General features: G+C 65.3%; 22 protein-coding genes. 16 read left to right on the top strand and 6 right to left on the bottom strand.

Annotated features, from left to right (window positions below):
• Window positions 1-12: 12 nt before the first annotated feature.
• Window positions 13-1161: a VIT1/CCC1 transporter family protein gene (locus AC1DDG_RS17235; RefSeq protein ID WP_476876988.1), complete on the bottom strand. Its 1149-nt coding sequence runs from the start codon at window positions 1159-1161 to the stop codon at window positions 13-15.
• A 248-nt stretch (window positions 1162-1409) separates the two neighbouring features.
• Here AC1DDG_RS17235 and AC1DDG_RS17230 point away from each other — a divergent pair, with 248 nt between their 5' ends.
• Window positions 1410-1643: a hypothetical protein gene (locus AC1DDG_RS17230; RefSeq protein ID WP_230117981.1), complete on the top strand. Its 234-nt coding sequence runs from the start codon at window positions 1410-1412 to the stop codon at window positions 1641-1643.
• A gap of 106 nt (window positions 1644-1749) precedes the next feature.
• Here AC1DDG_RS17230 and AC1DDG_RS17225 read toward each other — a convergent pair whose 3' ends face one another.
• Complete coding sequence (locus tag AC1DDG_RS17225) at window positions 1750-3291, bottom strand: sodium:solute symporter family protein (RefSeq protein WP_230117982.1); 1542 nt, start codon at window positions 3289-3291, stop codon at window positions 1750-1752.
• Between the two features lie 273 nt (window positions 3292-3564).
• On the opposite strand from AC1DDG_RS17225, the gene AC1DDG_RS17220 reads away from it, so the two are divergent.
• From AC1DDG_RS17220 to AC1DDG_RS17160, 13 genes are all read left to right on the top strand, one after another.
• Window positions 3565-4140, top strand: a complete 576-nt coding sequence (locus AC1DDG_RS17220) for a helix-turn-helix domain-containing protein (protein ID WP_476876987.1) — start codon at window positions 3565-3567, stop codon at window positions 4138-4140.
• Between the two features lie 381 nt (window positions 4141-4521).
• Window positions 4522-5865, top strand: coding sequence for an ammonium transporter (locus AC1DDG_RS17215; RefSeq protein ID WP_476877014.1), 1344 nt, complete (start codon window positions 4522-4524; stop codon window positions 5863-5865).
• Window positions 5862-6203 carry a P-II family nitrogen regulator gene (locus AC1DDG_RS17210; RefSeq protein ID WP_476876986.1) on the top strand — a complete coding sequence of 114 codons (342 nt, stop codon included), beginning with the start codon at window positions 5862-5864 and terminating at the stop codon, window positions 6201-6203. Before AC1DDG_RS17215 ends, AC1DDG_RS17210 begins: the two co-directional genes overlap by 4 nt.
• A gap of 116 nt (window positions 6204-6319) precedes the next feature.
• Entirely contained in the window at window positions 6320-7435 is a 1116-nt protein-coding gene (gene speB, locus AC1DDG_RS17205) for an agmatinase (RefSeq protein ID WP_476876985.1), read from the top strand.
• Window positions 7432-9135, top strand: a complete 1704-nt coding sequence (locus AC1DDG_RS17200; RefSeq protein ID WP_476876984.1) for a thiamine pyrophosphate-binding protein — start codon at window positions 7432-7434, stop codon at window positions 9133-9135. The genes speB and AC1DDG_RS17200 overlap by 4 nt, the downstream gene beginning before the upstream one ends.
• A 211-nt stretch (window positions 9136-9346) precedes the next feature.
• Window positions 9347-9826: a MarR family winged helix-turn-helix transcriptional regulator gene (locus tag AC1DDG_RS17195; RefSeq protein ID WP_476876983.1), complete on the top strand. Its 480-nt coding sequence runs from the start codon at window positions 9347-9349 to the stop codon at window positions 9824-9826.
• 79 nt (window positions 9827-9905) lie between these two features.
• Window positions 9906-11975 (top strand): MDR family MFS transporter, encoded by a 2070-nt coding sequence (locus tag AC1DDG_RS17190; RefSeq protein WP_476877013.1) that lies wholly within the window; start codon window positions 9906-9908, stop codon window positions 11973-11975.
• 298 nt (window positions 11976-12273) lie between these two features.
• The gene (locus tag AC1DDG_RS17185; protein WP_476877012.1) at window positions 12274-14007 is read left to right on the top strand and encodes an ABC transporter ATP-binding protein; all 1734 of its coding nucleotides are present in this window, start codon (window positions 12274-12276) and stop codon (window positions 14005-14007) included.
• A 137-nt stretch (window positions 14008-14144) separates the two neighbouring features.
• Window positions 14145-16076, top strand: coding sequence for an ABC transporter ATP-binding protein (locus AC1DDG_RS17180; protein WP_476877011.1), 1932 nt, complete (start codon window positions 14145-14147; stop codon window positions 16074-16076).
• 56 nt (window positions 16077-16132) lie between these two features.
• Window positions 16133-16561 (top strand): acyl-CoA thioesterase, encoded by a 429-nt coding sequence (locus AC1DDG_RS17175; RefSeq protein WP_476877010.1) that lies wholly within the window; start codon window positions 16133-16135, stop codon window positions 16559-16561.
• A 1-nt stretch (window position 16562) separates the two neighbouring features.
• Window positions 16563-16805 (top strand): PLDc N-terminal domain-containing protein, encoded by a 243-nt coding sequence (locus AC1DDG_RS17170; protein WP_230120659.1) that lies wholly within the window; start codon window positions 16563-16565, stop codon window positions 16803-16805.
• Between the two features lie 54 nt (window positions 16806-16859).
• Window positions 16860-19091, top strand: a complete 2232-nt coding sequence (locus AC1DDG_RS17165; protein ID WP_476876982.1) for an McrB family protein — start codon at window positions 16860-16862, stop codon at window positions 19089-19091.
• A 109-nt stretch (window positions 19092-19200) separates the two neighbouring features.
• Window positions 19201-20397, top strand: a complete 1197-nt coding sequence (locus tag AC1DDG_RS17160) for a 5-methylcytosine restriction system specificity protein McrC (protein WP_476877009.1) — start codon at window positions 19201-19203, stop codon at window positions 20395-20397.
• Window positions 20398-20440: 43 nt separating this feature from the next.
• Here AC1DDG_RS17160 and AC1DDG_RS17155 read toward each other — a convergent pair whose 3' ends face one another.
• On the bottom strand, window positions 20441-20728 hold the full coding sequence (locus tag AC1DDG_RS17155; protein WP_476876981.1) for a hypothetical protein: 288 nt from the start codon (window positions 20726-20728) through the stop codon (window positions 20441-20443).
• Window positions 20729-20925: 197 nt separating this feature from the next.
• Here AC1DDG_RS17155 and AC1DDG_RS17150 point away from each other — a divergent pair, with 197 nt between their 5' ends.
• Window positions 20926-21597: a TetR/AcrR family transcriptional regulator gene (locus AC1DDG_RS17150; protein ID WP_476876980.1), complete on the top strand. Its 672-nt coding sequence runs from the start codon at window positions 20926-20928 to the stop codon at window positions 21595-21597.
• A 16-nt stretch (window positions 21598-21613) separates the two neighbouring features.
• Here the strand turns inward: AC1DDG_RS17150 and AC1DDG_RS17145 are convergent, their stop codons facing one another.
• A complete protein-coding gene (locus tag AC1DDG_RS17145) occupies window positions 21614-23281 on the bottom strand; it encodes a sensor histidine kinase (RefSeq protein WP_476876979.1) in 1668 nt (555 codons plus the stop codon).
• A 99-nt stretch (window positions 23282-23380) separates the two neighbouring features.
• On the opposite strand from AC1DDG_RS17145, the gene AC1DDG_RS17140 reads away from it, so the two are divergent.
• Window positions 23381-24139, top strand: coding sequence for a response regulator transcription factor (locus tag AC1DDG_RS17140; RefSeq protein ID WP_476876978.1), 759 nt, complete (start codon window positions 23381-23383; stop codon window positions 24137-24139).
• An 18-nt stretch (window positions 24140-24157) separates the two neighbouring features.
• Here AC1DDG_RS17140 and AC1DDG_RS17135 read toward each other — a convergent pair whose 3' ends face one another.
• Both AC1DDG_RS17135 and AC1DDG_RS17130 read right to left on the bottom strand, forming a co-directional pair.
• On the bottom strand, window positions 24158-24586 hold the full coding sequence (locus tag AC1DDG_RS17135; protein WP_476876977.1) for a very short patch repair endonuclease: 429 nt from the start codon (window positions 24584-24586) through the stop codon (window positions 24158-24160).
• Between the two features lie 28 nt (window positions 24587-24614).
• Complete coding sequence (locus AC1DDG_RS17130; RefSeq protein WP_230120648.1) at window positions 24615-25049, bottom strand: pyridoxamine 5'-phosphate oxidase family protein; 435 nt, start codon at window positions 25047-25049, stop codon at window positions 24615-24617.
• Between the last annotated feature and the right edge of the window lie 141 nt (window positions 25050-25190).

Raw genomic sequence — 25190 nt, 5'->3', positions numbered from 1 at the left:
CGGCCAGCCGCACTAGGCGATCACGGCGCCGAACGCCATGCCCAACACGTAGGTGACTCCGGCTGCTCCCAGCCCGATGGCCAACTGGCGAAGACCGCGGGTCAGGGGAGAGGTGCCGGAAAGGAGGCCGACGACGCCGCCTGTCGCCAGCAGTGCCATGCCCACCAGCACGGCGGCCACCACGAGCGCGCCCACGCCGGTCATGCCGAACAGGAAGGGAATGACGGGGACGATCGCGCCGGAGGCGAAGAAGCAGAAACTGGACAGCGCGGCGCCCCAGGCGGTGCCCACGGCCTCGTGCTGATCCTCGGTCTCCGGGAGCTCGGGCTGGAGCGAGAGGCTCGGGTCGCAGTCGCAGCTGAAGAGGCCCATCCGCTCGGCCACCCGGTGTTCCGCGGCCTCGCGGGACATGCCCCGGGCCAGATAGACCAGCAGGAGCTCGTTGTGCTCAATATCCAGTTGCGGCGCCGCGGCGAGCGTCACCTGCGTGGGTCGCGTGGCGGCCAGAAGCTCACGCTGCGAACGGACGGAGACGAATTCTCCCGCGCCCATGGAGAACGCGCCGGCCAGCAGGCCGGCGATGCCGCTCAGCAGAACCACGCTGCTGGCCACGCCGGTGGCCGCCATGCCCATTACGAGCGACAGGTTGCTGACGAGGCCGTCGTTGGCGCCGAAAACGGCCGCCCGGAAGGTTCCGGCCAGCCGGTTGCGGCCCCGCGTGGCCAGGCCGCGCACCACTTCCTCATGAATCTGTTCGTCCGCCGCCATGGCCGGAGTGGCGGAGGGCTCCTTGGTGTAGGGGGAGCGGCCCTCGGCACGCTGGGCAAGGGCCAACACGAAAACGGACCCGAAGTGCCGGGCAAGGAGGCCCAGCAGCCGGCTGCGGGCGGAGGCGCGGCGCGGCTTGCCCGCGTGCTCGCCGAGGAGCTTGAGCCAGTGGGCTTCGTGGCGTCCCTCGGCCTCGGCTAGGGCCAGGAGGATGGCCCGTTCTTCGCCGGAGCGGCTCTGCGCGAGGTCCCGGTAGACGTCAGCCTCGGCGCGTTCGTCGGCCAGATACTGGCGCCAGCGTTTCACGTCCGCTGCGTTTGGGGTACCGGCGGGCGATGCGTGTGCGGCGGGGCTGGTTCCGCTGTGGCGGTCAGATTTTGCGTGCTGAGACACGGGAACTCCTGGGCTAGATGAGGCATGGTTCGGCCTCATTGCAACGCCCAGCTTACCCCGCAATTCCGCGGATTTTCGGCCGGTATTCCTCAGCCGGAAATTTAGGGACCCCGTAAATGCGCGGCTCCGAGAACGGTTTCCTAGCGCTCTGCCGCGGGGCCCTTGACCGTCTACAAGGGTGGTGATCTGATGAAAACGTGCCTCGTTGACGGAGGGCACGGAAGTCCAATCACACGGAGGTCTGCATCATGAACACCACCGGATCACGCCCCGAGCCCGACGCCCGCCACACCCTGGAATCCGATCCCGCCTACGATTTCGCCGAGGACGCGCCGGTCGACGAAGACTGGGATACCGAAGACGAGTTCATCGACTCCGAGGAAAGAGTTGTTCCCGTCGCGCCGGAAGCCGTTGACGACGACGAGCGGGTGGTGTCGCTGGATGCCGACGAATTCCGCGGGGACGAAGGCTACGAAGAATAACGTCACGCGGAATATCGTCACGCGCTTAGAGACGAACGCTTAAACCCCGACGGCGGTGACTTCCCCGCGGAGGGAAGGCACCGCCGTCGTGATTAATTCAGTTTGCCTAGTGCGCCGCGTGGCTGGCTACCGGGTGGGCCTCCAGGGACAGTTCCTCGGACACGGCTCCGGCGACGCGCTTGTCCCACGCTTCGCGGACCTCGGGATCCGTGGGTGGCGTGAGTACGGATATCACCAAGTACACTGCCAGCGAGGCCCCGAGGCCCCAGTAGATGGGATCGTTGGCGTAGACGCCGTCCTCGCTCGGGATGATTCCCGTGGCGTACATGATCAGCAGGCCCAGGGTCAGGACCGAGCCCACGGCCATGGACCAGGCGGCGGCGATGCCGGTGCCGCGCTTCCAGACCAGGCCGCCGAGGATGGCTACCAGCAGGCCGCCCACCAGGATGTCATAGGCGATGGTCAGGGCCACCACGACGTCCTGGGCTGCCATGGAGATCAGCACCGCCACGATGCCCAGGCCAAGGACCCAGTAACGGTTGGCCTTGACGTCGTGCTCGGGGTTTTCGGTGTCGTCGGTGTTGATCGTCTTGCCGAACCAGCTGGCCACGAACGGCACAACGTCGGCGCGGGCCACCGTTGCAGCGGCGATGAGGGCGCCGGAGGCGGTGGACATCATGGCGGCGACGGCTGCGGCCATGACGAGGCCGCCGATGCCGATCGGCAGGATGTGGGTGGCAACCTCGGCGTAGACAACGTCCTTGCCGAGATTGGCGACGTCGATGTCGGGCAGGGCCACACGGGCGGCCAGGCCGATCAACGCGCCGGCGACGCCGTACAGGATGCAATAGACACCTGCGGTGGCGCCGCCCCAGCGGGCCACGGTGGGGGTCTTGGCGGTGAAGACGCGCTGCCAGATGTCCTGGCCGATCAGCAGGCCAAGTGTGTACACCACGAAGTACGTGATGATGGTCTGCACGCCGATGCCGTCGAGCTGGAAGAAGCTCGCGTCAACGCGGGCACGGATGCCGTCGAGGCCGCCCGCGGCGTTAAGGACGAACGGGAGCATGAGGAAGAAGATGCCCACCGTCTTGATGATGAACTGCACCTGGTCGGCGAGGGTGATGGACCACATGCCGCCGATGGTGGAGTACACCAGCACAATGGCGCCGCCGACGGCGATGGCGAGCCAGCGCTCCCAGCCGAACAGGACCACGAAGATGGTGGCGTAGGCGCCCGTGGAGGTGGCGCAGAGCATCAGGGTGTAAGCCAGCATGACGATGCCGGAGGTCTGGGTGGCGCGCTGGCCGTAGCGCAGGCTCAGCATCTGGGAGACCGTGTAGATCTTCAGCCGCTGGAGGGTCCCGGCAAAGAGCAGGCTCAGCAGGAGCACACCCGCGCCGATTGCGACGACAAGCCACATGCCGGAGATGCCGAACTTGTAGCCGAGGCCCACGCCGCCCACCGTTGAGGCGCCGCCGAGCACGACGGCGGCCATGGTTCCGGTGTAAAGGAGCGGGCCCAGCCTGCGGCCGGCCACCAGGTAGTCACTGTTGTTCTTGGTGCGGGACTTGCCCCACCAGCCGAAGGCCAGCATCGCGGCGAGGTACACCACCACGATGGCAATATTGACGAAGTTTGCGTCCATGATTCTTGGGGCTCCTTGGAGCTCTGGCAGCTTTACGGTAATCCGGAGCGCAGTTGGGGTACGCGGTTTGGGCTGCTCTAAAGGGGAAAACTGAAGGGATCGAGCTCTGTTGCTTCGCATGCAACAGTTGTTGCCAATAAGCGTAGGGTGTGATCGGAGTAACAGTCAAGACGCAATCTTCTGTGACGCGGTTCCCGGGCCGTCGGATCGGCGGGGTGCCGCTAGTATGGCTCCAAAGATGGGGCCGAGCGGCCGGCCGTGAAAGGTTCGTAAATGAAGGCACTTCCAGTTGAGCCGAGCAATGTTCCGGTTGCCATCGGTTCAAGAATCCGTGCCGCCCGACAGTCGCAGCGGCTCACGATTGAACAGGTGGCGGATGCCACCGGGCTGACCAAGGGCTTCCTGAGCCGGGTCGAGCGGGACCTCACCTCGCCCTCTGTCGCCTCGCTGGTGACCCTGTGCCAGGTCCTCTCCATTTCCATTGGCGACCTGTTTGCCGCGCCTGAAACCCACCTCACAAAGCGCGACGCCGGCCCCCGCATTTCGCTGGGCGGCGAAGGGATCGTTGAGCGGCTGCTGACCGCTCGGTCGGAGCGGCGCGTTCAAATCATCCAGGCCGTCATTGAGCCGCTGGGCCGCGGCGAGTCCGAGCTCTACGCCGTTGATTGCGACGTCGATGTGCTCCACGTCATTAAGGGCACCATCAAGCTCATCCTCACCAATGAGGAGTATGAGCTCAATACCGGGGATACCGTCACGTTTCCGGGGCGCGAACCCCACACCTGGGTCAATCCCACAAACGACGCCGTCGAGGTCCTCTGGGTCCTGGTTCCCGCCGCCAGCCGCTAGGAGCGTGGCGCGGGTCCGATGCTTGATGCGGACCGCTGGCTGAGGCGGTCTGCTGCCGCCTGCTCCAGCGGTGCCTGCCGGCGGCGTGGTGAGATGTACGTCACATTCCGGACATCTCCCGTACACGCGTAATTCACACCCGGAGCCCTCCTGTTACATGCCCGCAAAGCAGAATGCTGCCAGCGGAAACACGGGTTTTGTAGTCTCGGCCCGGGGAATTCGAAACAGTCTGGCTATCGACCGGTCACGGTCTCGCAGGTCTCGCCACATGCACGCCTCCGGGCGGCAAATCCGAGGAAGGCTCCCGCGATGGATCATCTTTTTCTCTCTGTTAGGCTCGAAACAGACCCGCTTGCCCTGGATCCTGGCGCGACCGCCTGGATGCTGGCGGCCTCGGCGCTGGTGCTCCTGATGACACCCGGCCTGGCCTTCTTCTATGGCGGCCTGGTGCGGATGAAGTCCGTCCTGAACATCATGATGATGAGCTTTGGCGCCATGGGCGTGGTGGCCGTCGTCTGGGCGCTCTGGGGCTATGGGCTGGCGTTCGGCCCTGACACGTTGGGCGGCTGGGTCGGTGACCCGTTCGCCAACTTCGGCCTCGCCGGCCTGACAACTACGATCGGAACCAAGGCGGCCGGCCTTCCTGACATGGTGTTTATCGGCTTCCAGGCCACTTTTGCGATCATCACCGTCGCCCTGATCAGCGGCGCCGTGGCCGAACGGGTCCGGTTTGGGCCCTGGCTCCTGTTCTCGGCGCTCTGGGTGACCCTTGTTTATTCGCCGATTGCCCACTGGGTGTGGGGCGGCGGTATCTTCGGTGCGGAGGGCATCATCGGCAGCAAGATCGCGGCCCTGGACTTTGCCGGCGGCACCGTGGTCCACATGAATGCGGGCATGGCCGGCCTCATGCTGGCGGTGGTCCTCGGCAAGCGACTCGGCTTCATGAGGGACCCGAACATCCGTCCCCACAACCTCCCGTTTGTCATGCTCGGTGCGGGTCTGCTGTGGTTCGGCTGGTTCGGCTTCAATGCAGGATCCGAGCTGACGGCCGATGCCACTGCAGGCCTTGCCTGGACCAACACGCTGCTGGCAACCAGTGCCGCGCTCCTCGGCTGGCTGCTCGTGGAACGGCTCCGCGACGGACATGCCACCTCTCTCGGGGCTGCCTCGGGCGCCGTTGCCGGGCTGGTGGCGATCACGCCGGCCTGCGGCTTCGTGGACCCGATGGCCTCCATTGCCATCGGTGCCGTGGCCGGCGGAGTGTGTGCCCTTGCTGTGGCTCTCAAGTTCAGGGTTGGGCTGGACGATTCCCTGGACGTCGTGGCCGTGCACTTCATCGGCGGGCTCTGGGGGACGCTGTCGCTCGGGTTCTTCGCCGTTCCGTCGTCTAAGACCGGGGGTGGACTGTTCTATGGCGGCGGACTCGCGCAGTTCTGGCCACAAATACTGACCGCGCTGATCGTCACCGCCTGGACAGCGGTCATGACCACGCTGATCGGGCTTGCCATCCACAAGACGATGGGGATGCGCGTTACCGATGCGGACGAACGTTCCGGCATCGACGTCACGGAGCACGCGGAGACAGCCTACGAACTGGCCATGGTGGGCGGCAGCTTCCACCCGGGTGAACACCGCGTCGCCGGCGCAGCTTCCTCGCCCGGAGGCACCATGGCCGCTGATCCGGTCCGGGAAGCCGAGGCTGTCCGCGGCGGTGTCCCGCAGTGAAGCTCGTGACGGCCATTGTCCGTCCGGACAGAATCGGCGCCGTACGCGATGCCCTTGAGCGCTTCGGGGTAAACGGCATGACCGTCAGCCAGGCGAATGGCTACGGCCAGCAGCGAGGCCATGTTGAGGTGTACCGCGGGGCTGAATACACCTCGGATCTCGTGCCGAAAATCCGCGTCGAGGTCTTGGTAACCGAGGATGCCGCCGACGCGGTGGTGGCCGCCATCATGTCCGGGGCGCGGACGGGGCGGTTCGGCGACGGCAAAATCTGGACCCTTGCGGTGCGCGACGCCGTCCGGGTGCGAACCGGGGAGCGGGGGGAAGCGGCCATCCGTTGAGGGGCGGGTGGCGCGCGCTGTAGGGGCAAGTTGTAAACATATGATGCGCATTAGGCAACTTCGAGTGTATGATGGCTGTCACACCCACCTTTCATCCTCGAAGGAGAGGCGTTCCTTTGGAAGAGCTGCGCATCGAAGCCAACGGCAACCTTGGCCCCATCGATTCATCCCGTATTCCTCGCTACGCAGGAGCGGCCACGTATGCCCGGCTGCCCCGTTTGGACCAGGTACCCAAGGCGGACATCACGGTGGTCGGGGTCCCCTTCGACTCCGGAGTTTCCTACCGCCCAGGCGCCCGCTTCGGCGCCAACCACGTCCGCGAGGCCAGCCGTCTGCTGCGCCCGTACAACCCGGCCTGGGATGTCAGCCCGTTTGAGAACTGCCAGGTGGCTGACGCCGGCGACATGGCCGTCAATCCGTTCAACATCAACGAGGCCATCGAGACTATCCAGCAGAACGCCCTGGACCTGACTTCGTCCGGCAGCAAACTCCTGACCCTCGGCGGTGACCACACCATCGCCCTGCCGCTGCTGCGCGCCGCCGCCGAACGCGCCGGCGGCCCCGTCGCCATGCTGCACTTCGACGCACACCTGGACACCTGGGACACCTACTTCGGCGCTGAATACACCCACGGCACTCCGTTCCGCCGGGCAGTGGAGGAAGGCATTCTCGACACCGAGGCCATCAGCCACATCGGTACCCGCGGCCCGCTGTACGGCAAGAAGGATCTCGACGACGACCACCGCTTCGGGTTCGGAATCGTCACCTCCGCAGACGTCTACTATCAGGGCGTGCTCGAGACAGTGGCCAAGGTCCGGGACCGCATCGGCAACCGCCCGCTGTACATTTCCGTGGACATCGACGTCCTTGACCCAGCCCACGCGCCCGGCACCGGAACCCCCGAGGCTGGCGGCATCACCAGCCGGGAGCTGCTGGAGATCATCCGCGGCTTCCGCGGCATGAACCTCGTGGGAGCCGACGTCGTTGAGGTCGCCCCCGCGTACGACCACGCGGAAATCACCGGCGTCGCGGCCAGCCATGTCGCCTACGAACTGGTGACCCTGATGGCCGACAATGCCGTTGAGGGAAACCGCTTCGGAACAGATAACGGCTACGCCGCCCAGGCGCTGGGCCAGGAAGCGCGGCGTCCGGCCGGGTTCTCCGCCCCCGGGGCAGACAATCGGGCCAGCGAGCGCATCGAAATCTCTGAGGCTGCCGGGGCGGTCAAGTGATCGACTTCGATCCCGGCACGGCAGCCCCCACCAAAGGAACCGGCGTCCGCAACGGCGGGGATCTCGTCGTCGAGACCCTCGAAGCGCTGGGTGCGAAGACGGTCTTTGGCATTCCCGGCCAGCATGCGCTGGGCCTGTTCGATGCGATGGGCCGCGGGAACCTGCAGTTCGTGTCCTCTCGCGTGGAAAATAACAGTGCCTTTGCCGCAGACGGCTATTCGCGTGCAACCGGCGAGGTCGGCGTACTGTTCCTGTCCACGGGTCCCGGCGCGCTGACGTCCCTGGCCGGCCTGCAGGAGGCCTATGCCACCGGCGTGCCGATGGTGGTCATTGCCAGCCAGATCCCGCTGGAGGGACTGGGGGCGCGCCGCAAGGGGATGCTGCACCAGCTCGATGACCAGAAGGCCTCGGCCGCGAACGTCACCAAGAGCCAGCGGCTGATCCAGCACGCCTCCGGGATTCCCTCCGCCATCCAGGACGCGTGGACCGAGGCGATCTCCTCACCGCAGGGTCCCGTCTGGCTTGAGGTCCCGCAGAACGTGCTGCTCGACCCCATCATGGTGCCTCCCGTCGAGGACGCGCTCGCCGAAGCGGCGGATAATCCGCCGCGCGTCGAACTGGTCCGCGAAGCAGTGAAATGGCTGTCGACGGCGGAACGTCCGGCCATCATCGCCGGCGGCGGCACACGACGGGGCCGGGCGGAGAAATCCCTGCTCTCCCTCGCGGAGAAGCTGCGCGCCCCCGTGATCTGTACTCCCGGCGGCAACGGGGCCTTCCCCTGGAGCCATGAGCTGTCGCTGCAGTCCTGGATCGAGGACAGGCACATGACGGACCTTCTCGAGGACGCGGACGTCCTGATCGTCGTCGGTTCCTCGCTCGGTGAGGTCACGTCCAACTACTTCACCTTTGAGCCGCGCGGCCGGATCATCCAGATCGACGCCGAACCGCGCGTGCTGGAGTCCAACCGGCCCGGGCTCGGCATCAGGGCCGACGCCGGACAGGCCCTCGCGGCCCTCGACGAGGCCCTTACGGAGCCGCACGGCGAGCGCGCCAGCTGGCACGGGACCTCGCCGGAGGACCTGGTCCGGGAGTCCCTGGCCAAGGTCAAGGGGCGGCTGGAATCCCAGGACCTCGGCAAGGAACTGAAGTTCATGGCTGACATCCGCGAGGCCGTCCCAGCGGCCATGCAGACGTTTTGGGACATGACCATCTCGGCCTACTGGGGCTGGAGCTGCTGGGACGCCCGGGAAGGGCAGTTCCATTCAGCGCAGGGCGCCGGCGGGCTGGGCTACGGGTTCCCAGCTGCGATCGGTGGGGCCGTGGGCCTGGAAACCGTGGGCACATCCGGCGGTTCGGCGCGGGTCCTGGCGGTATCGGGTGACGGTTCGGCCATGTACTCTATCTCGGAGTTGGCCACGGCCAAGCAGCACAACGTCCCGGTCACCTGGCTGATCGTGGACGACGGCGGCTACGGCATCCTCCGCGAGTACATGGTGGGCGCATTCGGCAAGGCCACGGCCACCGAACTCGCACGCCCCGACTTCGTGAAGCTCGCCGAGTCCTTCGGCGTGCCGGCCACGCGGGTGGCCCCGGAGAATGTGGGGGACGCGCTGAAGGCGGGCTTCGCCGCGGACGGCCCGAACGTCGTCGTCGTCGAAACCCTGCTTAAGATGTTTGGCCCGACCCACCTGGCCCTGTAACTCCGTACCCCCTCACACAGCGCGAACGGATAGTTGAGGCCCATTTCCTAACGGATTTGTGGCCTCAACTATCCGTTCGCGCTGCTGCATTTAAGGCACGGCCGCCTCGCCATTTAAGGAACGGCCGCCTCGCCCTCAAGCTGCTTAGTTTCCCAAAGCAACTATTCTAAGTTATAGTTGCTTCAGGCAAACAAGTAGGAGTTGTCCAATCATGGCAGTTGAGCCGAACACCGCGGCCGAGCTCGTGCGGCAGATCTTCGACCTCCAGCGGGCGGTCCGGTGCGTTGCGGTTGCAAACGCGCGCGGAACCGACACCGGCGTCGCGCTGCAGGGCGTGCTGCGGTTCGTGGGGGAGAAGGAATCACGCGCCACGCATCTGGCCGCGCGGCTGGGTGTCAGCGCCCCCGTCCTGAGCCGGCACATCGCCGAACTCGAGGATCTTGGCCTGGTGCACCGGAGGCCGGACCCGGAAGACGGCAGGGCCCAGCTCGTGGCCCTGACCAACGCCGGACGCGTCAAGCTTCTCGAAATCGAGGAGCACCGCACTGCCACCCTGCAGGAATACCTGCGGGAGTGGAGCCAGCAGGACGCCGCGGAGACGGCGAAAGTTCTCCGGAATCTTGCGGAATCCCTTCGGGAATCCGCCCGGGCAATGGCGGCCGGACCCATCACTACGACTTCCACCCTTTAGGAGCAGATACATGGCAAGCCACGCTGCCGCCACCGGCACGGCCCCGTCGCGCGCTTCGGCCCACCCGCCGCAGGCCGCAATGACCCACCGGCAGATCATGGAGGCCCTGACCGGGCTTCTGGCCGCCTTCTTCACCGCGATCCTCAGCAGCACCATCGTTGCGAACGCGCTGCCCACCATCATGTCCGAGCTCAAGGGCACGCAGACGGACTTTGCCTGGGTGATCACGGCCGCGCTTCTGGCCAATGCCGCCACCACGCCCATCTGGGGCAAGCTCGCCGACCTGTTCGACAAAAAGCTCCTGGTCCAGCTCAGCATCGTGATCTTCGTGGCCGGCTCAGTGATGGCGGGCCTCTCGGAAACCATCCCGCTGCTGCTCACCGCGCGCGTCGTCCAGGGCATCGCCATGGGTGGCCTGACAGCCCTGGCCCAGGCCATCATCGGCTCCATGATTCCGCCCCGTGACCGTGGCAAGTACTCCGGTTACATGGGCGCCGTCATGGCCGTCGGCACGGCCGGCGGCCCACTGCTCGGCGGGTTCATCGTCGACAGCCCGCTGGGCTGGCGCTGGACGTTTTTCGTCTGCGTGCCGCTGGCCGTCGTCGCCCTGATACTGCTGCAGATCACCCTGAAGATCCCGCACATCAAGCGTCCCGCGAAGATCGACTGGCTCGGGTCCATCCTCCTGACCTCCGGCGTCAGCCTCCTGCTGATCTGGGTATCGTTCGCGGGCAACCCGGACTACTACGACTGGTGGTCCTGGCAGTCTGCGCTCATGGTGGGCGGTGGCGTGCTGCTCCTGGCTCTGCTGGTGTTCGTGGAATCCAAGGTTGCCCAGCCCATCATCCCGCTCAAGATCATCTCCGACCGCACTACGGCCCTGGCCATCCTCGCCTCGGTCGCCGTGGGAGTGGCCATGTTCGGCTCCTCCACCTTCCTCGGCCAATATTTCCAGGTGGCACGCGGCGCCACGCCCACCGAGGCCGGCCTGCTCACCCTTCCCATGATCGCCGGCAACCTGATCGGTTCGGTGGTCTCGGGGCTGCTCATTAGCCGCACCGGCCTGTGGAAGCGCTACCTGATCGCCGGCTCCATTCTGCTGATCGGCGGACTGGGCCTGGGCGGGACGATGGACCACACCACGGAACTGTGGCAGGCCGGAATCTTCACGGCCATCCTCGGACTGGGCCTCGGCATGCTGATGCAGAACCTCGTTCTGGCTGTGCAAAACACTGTCAGCGCCCGTGACATCGGCACGGCGAGTGCGTCCGTGGCCTTCTTCCGCTCGGTCGGCGGCGCAATAGGTGTCTCTGTCCTCGGCGCCATCCTCGGCAACCGTGTCAAGGAACTCGCCGCCCAGGGCTTTGCCGAAGCCGGAATCCGGGCGAACGGCGGTTCTTCCGGGGCGAGCCTTGACCTGGCCGACATGCCCGCCCCGGTGCGCGGCATCATGAGGGCGGCGTACGGCGATGCCACCGCGGAAATCTTCCTGATCGCCGGCGGCATCGCGGTTGTGGCCCTCATTGCTGTGCTGTTCATCAAGGAGCAGCCGCTGCGACGCACCGTTGACATCCGGCCAGAGACGGCTGCCACCGATCAGGCCAGCGCTGAGCAGACGGCCCCTGCCGGGGAAGCCGTCACCGTGGAGGGTTCAGGCGCTTCGGACGGTGGAGCCCCTTCGAATGGCGGGGCCCCTTCGAGTGGTGCAGTTCCGGCCGACGATGATCTGGACCGTGAGTTCGTGGAGGTACTCAACCGCCAGCTCGCCAACGAGGGCGCCAGTCTTGGCAACCCAGGCCTTACCGGTCCCCGTGAATCCGGGCGGCAAGCCGCAGTGCCAGGACTGCGTTCCCTGGACGAGCCGCCGATGCGGGCCAGGACCATGCTCGCCGACATGCGGACGAGGCCCGAGGACATGGTTCCACTGATCCAGCAAACCCAAAAGCTGCTTGCGGAGCAGCAGCTTCAGCTCGCCACGGCCCTCAACTCCGTTGTCCAGCAGGCCGAGCAGCAGCGGATCATCGCCGAAGAACAGGCCAAAGTGAGCGAGCAGCTGACGTCGCTTCGCAAGCAACTGGCCAAGGAGCGCAAGCTCCAGCGTGCCGCTGCGCATTACATCGCGTCGCACGGCAAACACGCCAGCGAATAGGAAGCGGACCGGCGGACGCCCGCCGTGCTTTGAGGAGTAAAAGCAGGAGCCTGAGCCGGAGCATCAAAGCAGGAAGCCCGACGGCGGCGGCCACCTCCTGGGGAGCTGACCGGCCCGCTCGTCCCACCTCCGCAAACAAAGCGAGCTCGCTGGGGAAGGTACTCCGCAGGGATGATCTTGACCGTCGATGTTTCGCTGGGGCAACGGATTTCGTAGAGTGGGAAGGCTAAGGATGTCAGCCCCGGCTGCTATTACTTCTCTTAAACAATTCGCGCTCTCTCCCTAAGGATCCGTGAGCATGCTCGTCACCCTCATACGGCGCTTTTCCAAGCCGTATCTGCCGTACATCGTGGCTGTCATCGCCTTTCAGCTTGCGTCCACCATCGCCGCCCTCTACCTGCCGAGCCTGAACGCCCGGATCATCGACGAGGGTGTTTCCCGCGGCGACACCGACTTCATCTGGCGCACCGGCGGCATGATGCTCCTCGTCGCGTTCGTCCAGGTAGGCGCCGCCATCGCCGGGGTGTACTTCGGCTCCAAGACGGCCATGGCGATTGGCCGTGACCTGCGCCGTGGCGTGTTCCGCAAAGTGACGAGCTTTTCGGCCAAGGACGTCAACACGTTCGGGGCACCCACACTGATCACCCGGGGCACCAATGACGTCCAGCAGGTGCAGATGCTGGTGCTGATGGGCCTGAACTTCATGGTGTCCACCCCGATTATGTGCATCGGCGGCATCGTCATGGCGCTGCGGGAGGACATCAACCTGTCCTGGCTCGTCTGGGTCTCCGTGCCGGTTCTCATCGTGGTGGTGGGCTACATCGTGGTCCGCCTGATGCCGCTTTTCCGCTCCATGCAGACGAAGATCGACCGCATCAACGGCGTACTCCGCGAGCAGATCATCGGCATCCGTGTGGTGCGGGCCTTCGTCCGAGAGCCGTATGAGACCGAGCGATTCGGCCAGGCGAATAAGGAACTCACGGACGTTTCACTGAAGATCGGTGCCCTGTTCGTCCTGATGTTCCCGGCGATCGGCATGATCCTGCACCTGTCCACCGCCGCGGTGCTCTGGTTCGGCGGCCAGCGTGTGGACTCCGGGGACATGCAGGTTGGCTCCTTGACGGCCTTCCTGCAGTACCTGCTCCAGATCCTCATGGCGGTCATGATGGGCACGTTCATGGCCATGATGATTCCGCGGGCCTCTGTCTGCGCGGACCGCATTGGCGAGGTTCTCGACGTCGAGCCTTCCATCCACGACCCTGAGCGCCCGCAGACACCGGCGAAGCTCGAAGGCGTGGTGGAATACCGCAACGTCACCTTCGCCTACCCGGGAGCGGAAGCCCCCGTTCTCAGCAACATCAGTTTCACCGCGCGGCCGGGGGAGACCCTTGCCATCATCGGCTCCACCGGCGCCGGCAAGTCGTCCCTGCTGTCGCTGCTGCCCCGGCTCTATGACGTGGCCGACGGGGAAGTGCTGCTCGACGGCGTCCACGTCAGCAACCTGGACCGGGCGGAAATCACCAAACGCGTGGCACTCGTGCCCCAGCGCCCCTACCTGTTCTCCGGAACCATCGAGCACAACCTGCGCTTCGGCAAGACCGAGGCAACCGATGAGGAACTGTGGGACGCGCTGCGCGTGGCGCAGGGCGACGGCTTCGTCCGCGAAAAGAAGAGCGGGCTGGGATCCCGGATCTCCCAGGGCGGCACCAACGTCTCGGGTGGACAGCGGCAGCGCCTCTGCATCGCCAGGGCGCTGGTGACGAAACCCAAGGTGTACCTTTTCGACGACTCCTTCTCGGCCTTGGACGTTGCGACGGATGCGCGGCTGCGCGCAGCCCTGAAGCGGACCACCGCCGACGCCACAGTCATCATCGTGGCGCAGCGGATCTCCACCATCACGGACGCCGACCAGATTCTGGTGCTGGACAACGGCAGGATCGTGGACCGCGGAACGCATGAGGAACTGCTGGAAACCTCGCCCACGTACCAGGAAATTGTTGAGTCCCAGCTGAGCGTGGAGGAAGTGGCATGAGCGCCGACAAGAAGACCCTGCGCGACTGCAAAAAACCGGCAGGGACACTGACGGAGGAAACGGCGGCCGATCCCGCAGCTCTCGCAGACGACGACTTCGTCGAGGAGGAGTACAAGCCTTCGGAGGCGGACGGCGGCATGTTCGGCGCCATGCCGGCGAAGAAAGCCCAGAACTTCTGGCCCTCTGCCAAGCGGCTCCTGGGGCTGCTCAAGCCCGAGGCCGCGGGCATCTACATCGTGGTGGCCATGGTCATCGTGTCCGTGGTTCTCAACGTCATCGCGCCCAAAATTCTCGGCCAGGCCATGGACGTCATCTTCGGCGGCGTGGTGGGCAAGCAGCTCCCGGCGGGCGTCAGCAAGGAGCAGTTCGTCAGCGGCCTGCGGGCGCAGGGCCAGGACAACTTCGCCGACATGATCGCGAAGATGGAGCTGGTTCCCGGCGCGGGCATCGACTTCCAGAAACTGACGGTCCTGATCTCCGCGGTGCTGCTCATGTACTTCGTGGCCAACATCTTCCTGTGGCTTCAGGGCTATGTGCTGAACCGCATCGTCATGAAGGTCATCCGCCAGTTGCGCGACGACACCGAGAAGAAGCTCAACCGGCTGCCGCTGAACTACTTTGACACCCGCCAGCGCGGCGACGTCCTCTCCCGCGTGACGAATGACGTCGACAACGTCCAGCAGGCGCTCCAACAGGCGTTTGCGCAGCTGATCAGCTCGGTCCTGACCGTCGTTGGCATCGTCATCATGATGTTCATCGTCTCCTGGCAACTGGCCCTGATCGCCCTGATCGCGCTGCCGCTGTCCGGCGTGGCGGCCGGTGTGATCGGCGCGCGCAGCCAAAAGCTGTTCGCCGCGCAGTGGAAGAACACCGGGGAACTGAACGGCCAGATCGAGGAGTCCTTCTCCGGCCACGACCTGGTGCGGGTCTTTGGCCGTGACGCCGACATGCTGGAGCGCTTCGAAGAACGGAACGAGGCCCTGTACAAGGCCAGCTTCGGCGCGCAGTTCGTCTCGGGGATCATCTTCCCCGTCATGCAGTTCGTCTCCTACCTCAGCTACGTGGGCATCGCCGTCGTGGGCGGCCTCCGCGTGGCCTCCGGCAGCATGAGCCTTGGCGACGCGACGGCCTTTATCCAGTACTCGCGCGAGTTCACCCAGCCGCTGGGCCAGATGGCGGGCATGGCCAACATGCTGCAGTCCGGCGTGGCATCGGCCGAGCGCGTGTTCGAGTTCCTGGACGCGGACGAGCAGGATGCCGAGACGGCCACCCGGCACCTGCCTGCCAAGACGGACGGCCATGTGGAATTCCGCGACGTCACCTTCAGCTACACGGAGGACAAGCCGCTCATCGAAAACCTGTCCTTCACGGCCGAGCCGGGACACACCGTGGCCATCGTCGGACCCACCGGAGCGGGCAAGACCACCCTGGTCAACCTCGTGATGCGCTTCTACGAGCTCAACGCCGGCTCCATCACCCTGGACGGTGTGGATGTCACGCAGCTGAGCCGGGCCGAGCTCCGTTCCAAGGTGGGGATGGTGCTGCAGGATGCCTGGCTGTTCGGCGGCTCCATTTACGACAACATCAAGTACGGCAAGCTGGACGCCACCGAGGACCAGATCATGGCAGCGGCCAAGGCCACGTTCGTGGACCGGTTCGTGCGTGCGCTTCCGGACGGCTATGACACGGTTATCGACGAGGAAGGCAACAACGTCAGCGCCGGCGAAAAGCAGCTGATCACCATCGCCCGGGCATTCGTCGCCAACCCGTCGCTGCTGATCCTGGACGAGGCCACGAGCTCGGTTGATACCCGCACCGAACTCCTGGTCCAGAAGGCGATGGCCGCGCTGCGGACGGACCGGACCAGCTTCGTGATCGCCCACCGCCTCTCCACCATCCGCGACGCCGACACCATTCTGGTGATGGAGAACGGCAAGATTGTGGAGCAGGGCAACCACCAGACCCTGCTGGCTGCCGAAGGAGCGTACTACCGGCTGTACATGTCGCAGTTCGCGGGAGCCGATGTCGAGGAAACCCCCGTGGATGATTCGACGGCGGTGCACAGCTGACCGCGCACGGGTCGGCAGGCCACACCGATCCCCGGCGCATCGAAGTGCTCGTGCCGATGCGCTGGGGTGACATGGACGCCTACGGGCACATCAACAACGTGCAGGTCGTCCGCATGCTGGAGGAGGCCCGCATCGCCGCCTTCGGCCCGCCGCGGGGCGCCGGTCTGCCAGGGATGGAACCGCACGTCTCCCTGTTCAACGATGTCGCTGAGGGCACCATGGCGCTCGTGGTGGACCACCGCATCAGGTACGTGAGGACCCTCGAGTACCGCAATGTTCCCGCCGTCGTCCAGCTGTGGATCGGTGCCGTCAAGGGCGCCAGTTTCGACATCCACTACCTTGTGCAGGACCCCGTTACTCGCGAGGATTGTGTGAAGGCGTCAAGCCACCTCGCCTTCGTCGACGAAGCCACCGGACGGGTCCTGCGGCTGACTCCGGAGCAGAAGCAGCGGCTGGAGCCCTTCACCGAACGCAAGGAGGCATAACGTGAAAAAGAAGAAGAAGGCCTGGAAGGACCTGCCGCCCGCCGCACGCATTGCAACGGTCATCCTGGGTGCCGCGCAGCTGGCATTCCTCGCCGCCGCCCAGCGCGATATCTCCCGCCGTCCGGCCGACCAGATCCGCGGCTCAAAGACCCTCTGGCGGGTGGTCACCCTGGTCAATTTCATCGGCCCCGGAAGCTACTTTGCATTTGGCCGGAAGAGGCTGCCGCTGCCTACCGGCAAGTAGGTTCGCCGGACGGCATGGTGCTGGCGTTCAGCTTTAGCCTGTAAATTTGAAGGCATGACCCCCAACCCGAAGCCTGCCATGCACCGTGCCCTCGGCATCTCCAAAGAGATCGAAGACGCAGCGTGGTTTGTTCTTGGGGCCGGACTCCAGGGCAGGCCGTCTGCGCTGGACCGGCGCACCCAGACGTGGACTTCCGACGCCGCCGCGGAACTGCTGGAGCGACTGGAACGGGGCGTCGTGGACGCCAAGGCGCCCATGATGACCAATCTGCGGCACAGCCTCGCGGATGCCTCCCGGGCTGCGAAGCAGCTTGCCGTGGAGCTGCTGTTCCTGCAGTCGCTGCCCCTGGCGCACGAGGTCAAGTCCCTCAAGGTCAAGCGGGCCCGCGTGGCCGAAGCCGCGTCCTGGCTCGAACCCCCGCTCGAGCTTCCCGACGAGCTGTACCGGGGCATGACCGACCACGGCGTCATCCGGGACCGGACCGCGGAGTTCAACTGGACCATCTGGGACCACCTGAAGTGGCTTTGCCGGTTCGTGCAGCACGTCGACCAGCAGTCCACTTCAGCCATCAGCAGGGCTCTGAAGGACCCCTTGGCCTTCCACCTGCTGGCAGCGGGCACGCCGGAGGATCAGCCGGCCATCCGCCGCAGCGTTGAATACCTCACCTGGCCCGGCTACTTCGAACCCGTTGTGGCGGATGTTGAGCGCCGGGAGATCCGCGACGCCTTCGCCTCCCTGGTGGGCGGGGCCAAGGGCGACAGCGACGAGGAGATCACCGCAGACATCCGCCGCATCCGCCTGCACCTGGATGAGCAGGCAGGCCAGCGCATCGACTGGTATTCCCGCCAGCTCGTGAGCCAGTGGCGCAAGGTCGGCGATCCGGGCCGCCGTGCCTGGCTGCTGCGGACCCACTCCGACAACGCCGAACTGCTCGCAGCCTGGCGGGGCGAGGAAAAAGTGACGCTCGACGTCGAGCACCTCCGCCTGCTGGACGCCGGCGTCACCGCCGGACTGGTCCAACATGCTGTGGACGAGGACTACAAGCACCTCGGCTACGTGGAGCGGGAGGACACCAAGACGGCGGTTTTCGCCTTCCTGACCGTGATGAAGCCGGGGGACCTGGCGCTCTACCAGAACGCCGGTGCCGTCCGGATCGGCGTCGTGCTGGGGGAGCCGGACCACAACGGGGACAACCGGCGGATGCGCCGCAAGGTCCGCTGGTTCGACGAAGCCCACGCCACGGCCGACCTGCCGCGCCACGTCCAGCGCCAGCTCGCCACGCCGGGCATCGTCGTCGATGTCACCCGCGTGGTGCAGGCGCTGCAGGCGCTTGTCCCTGCTGAAGCGGAAGCAGGGCCCGACGGCGATACGGAACCTGCCGCCGTCGTCGTCCCCGTCCAGGAGGGGTTCCGTCCGCTGACGCGCGAGTTCGCGGACTCGCTCCACATGGATCTGGAACCGCTGCAGGAGATCGCCGAACTGCTGGAGGAGAACCGGCAGCTGGTGCTCTACGGCCCGCCGGGAACGGGCAAGACGTACCTCGCGAAGCACCTCGCGGCCGAGCTCGCCCAGGACAGCACCGACGAGCGCGTGAAGCTGGTCCAGTTCCACCCGTCCTACGCCTACGAGGATTTCTTCGAGGGCTACCGGCCGGACAAGACGGACGAGGGGCAGGTGTCCTTCAAGCTCGTAGCCGGGCCACTGCGCCGGCTCGCCGAAGAAGCGGCCAAACCCGGCAACGAGTCGAAGCCGTACTTCCTGATCATCGACGAGATGAACCGCGCCAACCTGGCCAAAGTGTTCGGCGAGCTGTACTTCCTGCTGGAGTACCGCGACGACCGCATCTACCTGCAGTACAGCCCCAACGAGCCGTTCACGCTCCCGGACAACCTGTACATCATCGGCACCATGAACACCGCGGACCGTTCCATCGCCATGATGGATGCCGCCATCCGCCGCCGTTTCGCCTTCATCGAACTGCACCCGAACACCGAGCCGGTGAGGGGGTCGCTGCTGCGGTTCCTGGAGGCGCGGCAGCTGGACACCACGCCTGCGCGTTTGCTGGACGCACTGAACGGAGCCATCGACGAGTGGGAGCGCGACCTCATGATCGGCCCCTCGTACTTCATGAAGAAGACGGCCCAGACTCCCTCCGGTCTGCGCCGGATCTGGAAATACGAGCTCATGCCGCTGCTCGAGGAGCATTACCACGGGCAGCTGAACCGCGCGCAGCTGGAGGAACGCTTCGGGCTGGACCAGCTGCTGGGACGCCTTGCGGCTCGCTAGCTCGGCCGGATACCGCGCCAGGCCAAGCGGCGGCCCCGGCCCCGCGGGTGTCAGCCCAGGCGCACGCATCAAACCCGGACATTCCGGCCCGGCTTTCCGGCACATCGTGCTGGAAGAACTGTCCTGCGGCGTGGTGGAGAAGCTGGACCCAGCCAGCGCGGCCTTCCTGAACGCCAGCGGACTGGCAAAGGCCTCACCCATGGGGATGAGCCTGTACCGGATCGAGCCCGTAGGCATGGTGGGATCCGTGCGGACGCCGCTGGTCCAGCTCGACGTACGGCCGAAGGACCGGCTGGGGCTGAGCCGGCTGCTGTTTCTGCTCAGTTACGCCGGTGACCAGGGTTTCCGCGACGATCCCGTGACCGCTGACGAGCACACCGAGCTGTGGAGTGCGTTGGCAGCGTCCCTGGCACAGCTGGCCGAGCGCGCCCTGCAGCGCGGCGTGCTCCAGGGCTACCTCACAGTCGACGAGTCCCTCCGGACGGTCAAGGGCCGGATCCGCATCTCGGACCAGATCTCGCGCCGGCCGGGCATGCTTGTGCCGCTGGAAGTGTCCTACGACGAGTTCACCGAGGACATCGCGGAGAACCGGATCCTCCGTGCCGCCCTCGAGCGCATGTCCCGCGTTCCAGGCGTGCGGCCGGACGTGCTGAGCCGCCTGCGGCAGCTCAAGGGAAAGCTCGACGCCGCCACTCGCCTTCAGTCCGGCGCTCCGCTGCCGCCGTGGCGGCCCAACAGGATGAATGCCCGGTACCACACGGTGCTCCGCCTCGCCGAGGTGATCCTGCGCAACGCCTCGGCCGAAGCAGGGGAGGGACAGCAGCAGACGGCGTCGTTCGTGGTGGACATGGACCAGGTCTTTGAGGACTTTGTGGGTGCCGCCCTACGGCAGGCCATGGCTGCCTTTCCCGGTGAAATGCGGCTGCAGTACAACGCGATGCTCAACGAGGCCGTCCGGGATTCAGACCGGCTGACTGTCAGGCCCGACGCCGTGCACCTGCTGGGCGGACGGCCCGTGGTGGTCTACGACGCGCAATACAGGGCGCGCACGGATCGCGGGGCATCACTGACTGCGGACCATTTCCAAATGCTGGCGTACTGCACGGCGTTGCAGGTGCCCACTGCGTGGCTGATCTATGCCGGTGCGGGGGAGGTAAAGCTTAGGCGGATCCTCAACACCGACATCGACATCGTGGAGTTTCCGCTGGATCTGTCGCGGCCGCCGTCGGAAATCCTGGCCGCGGTGACCGATCTCGCCGAGCAGTCCTGGGGAGAAGTTGTACGGCAGGCGAGGACGGGCATGTAGCTGCGTCGACCGGCCTCCGGGCGCCCTCTGGAGCCCGGTTCAGCTACGCCGGGTCTGCTTCCGGGTCTTCGAGGTCGCCGAACAGGGACTGCAGGTGCTCGAGCAGGGCCTTTTCGGGGCAACCAACGTTCTGCGCCAAAAGCCCCCGCAAACGGGTTCTGATACCGGCGCCCTCCGGGGACGGATCTTCCAGAATTGACGAGATGATGGCCATGGACTGGCGGCGCAAGGGGCCGAGCTCCGGGTCTTTTGTCGGCTGGTTGAACTGCGGCCATTCGGTGAGCTGCTCGGTGTAGGACCGCGGTCCTGCCGGCATCAATCTCTGAGTCATTTCGCTCTCCCGGGCCGTCTGGTGGTTCACGTTCTGGTACTTGAAGGAGTCAAACTTCTTGTCCGCAAAACTCAATGCTCTGACATTGGATACTACGCCAACCCCCGGGGCTCCTCGCCCAACGGATGGAACAGCATGTAGAAACTCTAGCTCAAGACAGACAAGTCTGTCTCCCACCTGGGCTAGGATATTAACAAATGGAAGATTCATCCAGCTCCGCTTCATCGAGCGCCGGGATTACTCCTTCCGGAGGGCTTCAGCCCGCCCTGCATGCCGAGGAACCAGGCACGCCACCGCAGGCCCTTAAGACTGCTGTCGGGATCCGGGAACGGATCGTGGATGCGGCCTATGATCTCTTCGCCCACAGAGGCGTCAGGGACGTGGGCATCAACGAACTCATCAGCCGCTCGGGTGTTGCCAAAGCCACTTTCTACCGCCACTTCGCCTCGAAAGACGATGTTGTGCTGGCCTTCCTTGAGCAGCGTGACCGCAAGTGGACTGTCAATGCCATCGTGGGCGAAGCGCGGCGCCGGGCAGACACGCCCGAACAGCAGCTCCTCGCCATCTTCGACGTCTTCTCCGACTGGTTCCGCCGCACGGACTTCGAGGCGTGCTCCTTCATCAACGTGCTGCTCGAGATGGGTTCCACCCATCCGCTGGGCCGCGCGAGCATTGACTACCTCGCAAAGATCCGCGGGCACGTAAAGCAGCTTGCGGACGAAGCCGGCCTGCAGCGCACCGAGGACTTCTCCAGGTCGTGGCACATCCTGATGAAGGGGTCCATCATTTCCGCCGCTGAAGGCGACCTTGAAGCAGGCCAGCGCGCACGCCAGCTCGCCGGATGGCTGATCGATCACCACCGGGCTTGAGCGTCAGGCCTGAGTGTCAGGCCGGGAGAGCAAACGTAAACGTGGTGCCTGCCCCCACCTCGCTGCTCAGCGAGACGCTGCCGCCGTGGGCCTCCACGATGGCCTTGCTGATGGAGAGCCCCAGCCCCACACCGGGGATTGCGGAGTTGCGGACTGCTTCCGCACGGAAGAACTTGGCGAAGACCTCTTCCTGGTCCTGTTCGCTCATCCCCATCCCGGTATCGCTGACGCTGCACACCACGTGCCCGTCCTCGGAGCGCAGCGAGACCATGACTTCGCCCCCGTCCGGCGAGTACTTGATGGCGTTGGAGACCAGGTTGTCCAATACCTGTGAGATCCGGGCGGAGTCGACGTGCGCCTCCAGCCGCTCGGGGGCGTCGGCCAGCAGCTGGATGCCGGAGTCCGTGGCCCGCGGCAGGGCGGCGGTGACGCTCGCGCGTACAAGGTCGGCCACATCCACGGCCTGAGGGCGGACGATCAGTTGTCCATTTCTGCTGGAAAGGAGGTCCGAAACCAGTGTGAGGAGCCGTTCGGAGTTCCGACGGATGATCTCCAGGGGGCCGCGCTGGAAGTCCGGCAGAGCGCCGTCGTCGTCATCCAGCATCAGTTCCACGTACCCCAGGATCGACGTCAGTGGCGTGCGGAACTCGTGCGAGACGTTGGCGACGAAGTCGTCTTTGGCCGCCAGGGCGTTGACCAATTCGGTGACGTCGCTGAACACGATGACGGAACCGGCGAAGTTCCCCTCCTGGTCCTTCATCGGACGCGCGCTGGTCGTGATCGCCCGCTGCTCGCTGCCTGCTCCGAGCCAGACCAGATAGTCGGTGAATTCCTCGCCGAGCACGGCCCGCCGGACGGGCCGCTGCTCCGCCGGAACCGGAGTGGTCCGGTCAGGGCCAAACACCAGAAGCTGGGATTCGTTGGGATCGTCGTTGCTGGGGGGAGCGGCCAGCAGATGATGGGCGCGCTGCTTCCGGTTCATCAGGATGTCGTGCCCGTCGGCGTCCACGGCCAGCACGCCCAGATGCACCGTATCCAGCACGGTGTTGAGCAGCCGTTCCTGGCGCTTGCTGCCATCCAGCACGCCGCGCAACTGGCTATCTTTTGCCTCCAGATCCCGTTGCTGCCGGATCATGCTGAGAGTCATTACGGTCGCGGAAACGCCGATCCCCAGCATCATGACCGGGAGCAGGAGCGAGCGGGCCAGATCCTGCCCGGACAGATCACCCTTGATGACCAGCGGCAGCCAGATGATCGCCAGCGGGCCGAAGAAGGAAATGGCCACCGCCGTCTTGGGAAACACCCCGGAGGCGCACAACCAGATCACCGGGAAGACGGCCATCAGGCTGATTCCCGTCAGGCTGTCCTGGCCACCCTCCCTGCCAAGCGCAATCGAGACCAGGTCCAACAACGGAAGGACCAGGAAGCTCGGATACGGCAATCGGTCCCACGGAACGGCGTAGCAGAGAATCAGGATGGCGCCTTGGGACAACAGGAAACTGATGAAAAGCGGGTTCATGAGTGTTTCCGGGAAGAACGCCAGAATGAGGAAGGCCGTGAGCCCCGCCGTGACAGAAAGGGGCATCTGGCTCAAGGTCACCCGGCCCCGCAGGGAGTATTCATGGAAGGGTCGCTTGAAGAGCAGCATCCTGCCGGACGAATCCTTCCAGGTTGGGCTGCTCATGAGCGTTGGACCATCGGGACGTGGCAAGAGAGACGCATACATTCAGGATATCGGGGGAGCTATACTTCAGACGGGATGTAGCGGGCTGAGGGGGCTGCGATGGGTGATACACGCGTGGGGTTGGTCATTGAAGATGATCACGACATTCGCGAACTGGTGCGGGTCGTACTGACGCAGGCAGGCTTCGAGGTGACGGCCGCGAGCAGCGGAGCCGAAGGCGTTCTGGCCGCAAAGGAGCTGGATCCGGCGGTCATCACCCTGGACCTAGGCCTGCCCGACATCGACGGATTCGAAGTGGCCCGGCAGATCCGTCAGTTTTCCGACGCCTACATCGTGATGCTCACTGCCCGGGCGGAGGAGCTGGACACCCTGATCGGTTTGGAATCGGGTGCCGACGACTACCTCACCAAGCCTTTCCGGCCCAGGGAGCTGCGCGCCCGCGTCGCCGCCATGATGCGCCGCCCGCGTTCGACGTCGGAAGTCACCGACGATCTCAACGCGCCTTCAGGTGGGGCTGGCGACGACGCCAACAGCTACCGCCACAACGGGCTGAACATGAGCTATGACTCGCGGACCGTGGACGTGGATGGCCAGGAACTAAGTCTGACCCGGACTGAATTCGATCTGCTGCATGCCCTGCTCGAGGCTGGCCGCATGGTCCGCACCAAAGCGGATCTGGTGCGCCGCCTGCGGGACGAACCCTACGACGTCGGAAGTTACATCAGCGAGGCTGATGAGCGGTCCGTTGAAGTGCACATGGGAAACCTCCGCAAGAAACTCGGCGACTCCGCCCAGGACCCGCGGTGGCTCCAGACGGTCCGCGGCGTGGGCTACAGGCTAGCTCCGGACCGAAGCTGAGGCGGCGCTCCGCAGGCATCATGAATGGCCGGCGAGGAACTGCTCCAGCTGCTCCTCCAGGGCCGGCCGGTCTTTCAGTTCGCACTCCCATACTGTGAGCACCTCCCAACCCGCGCTTTCGAGCAGCCGGCGCTGATCGGCGTCGCGGTTCCTCGTCTTGGTTCTTTTGGTCTCCCAAAAGTCGGCATTGGCCTTGGGCGCATGCTGGCCAACCCTGCAGTCGTGGAAATGCCAGAAGCAGCCGTTGATGAAGATGACTTTCCGTCGGCCAGCGAAGACCAGGTCGGGATTTCCCGGGAGCTTGGTGCTGCCGGAGGCCCCGTGCAGGCGGTACCGGTAGCCCTTGGCGTGCAGGAGGCTGCGCACCAGCAACTCGGGTTTGGTGTTCTTGCCCCTGATCCGGGACATGTTCCAGCTGCGCTGCTCAGGAGTCAGCCGGTCCGCCATGATTCAAGTCTAGGCTTGCTGCAGCTTGCTAGATTTCCCGCTCGGGCTGTTCGCCGAACTGAAAATGCCGGCCGCTCACGGAGCCAGGATCGATCTCGACGTAGAAGTCCTTGAGCGTAGGGACCCAGGACGCCAGTCCCAGAGCCTCCGCTTCGGCAATTTCGGCGGACTTGTTCAGCACGCGCGCGGTGCCTCGGAGGACCACAGACCAGGCCTGGTCTGACAGGATGCCATCCGTTTCGAAGAGGACCCGGTCATTGATGGTCAGCTCGGCCAGCTTGTTGCCGGGGGCCGTGCGGAAGTAGAGCTTCCTGCGGCTGGTTACGTAGTTGACGGGAAAGATGTCCGGCTCGCCGGCCACGGTGACGACCAGCCGGCCGTGACTCGTACCCTCCAGGAGTTGCCAGCACTGCTCGTCGTCGAGGTTAAGGATGGGGTCGCCGTCGGCGTGGGTAAACATCATGGCTCCATTCTTCTACGCCATGTAGAAAAGCGATAGGGGTGTGGGGCAATTTTCCCAGTTGTCCGCGTGGATCCGCCATAGTCCTACCAATGTCCGGCCGCGGTGATTGCGTGGCGAGAGGTTCTGGCCCTGGTCCGGAGG

Source organism: Arthrobacter sp. 10L430 (assembly GCF_056395245.1).
The sequence above is the reverse complement of the archived record's forward strand: the minus strand, read 5'-3'. Positions and strand labels throughout refer to the sequence as shown.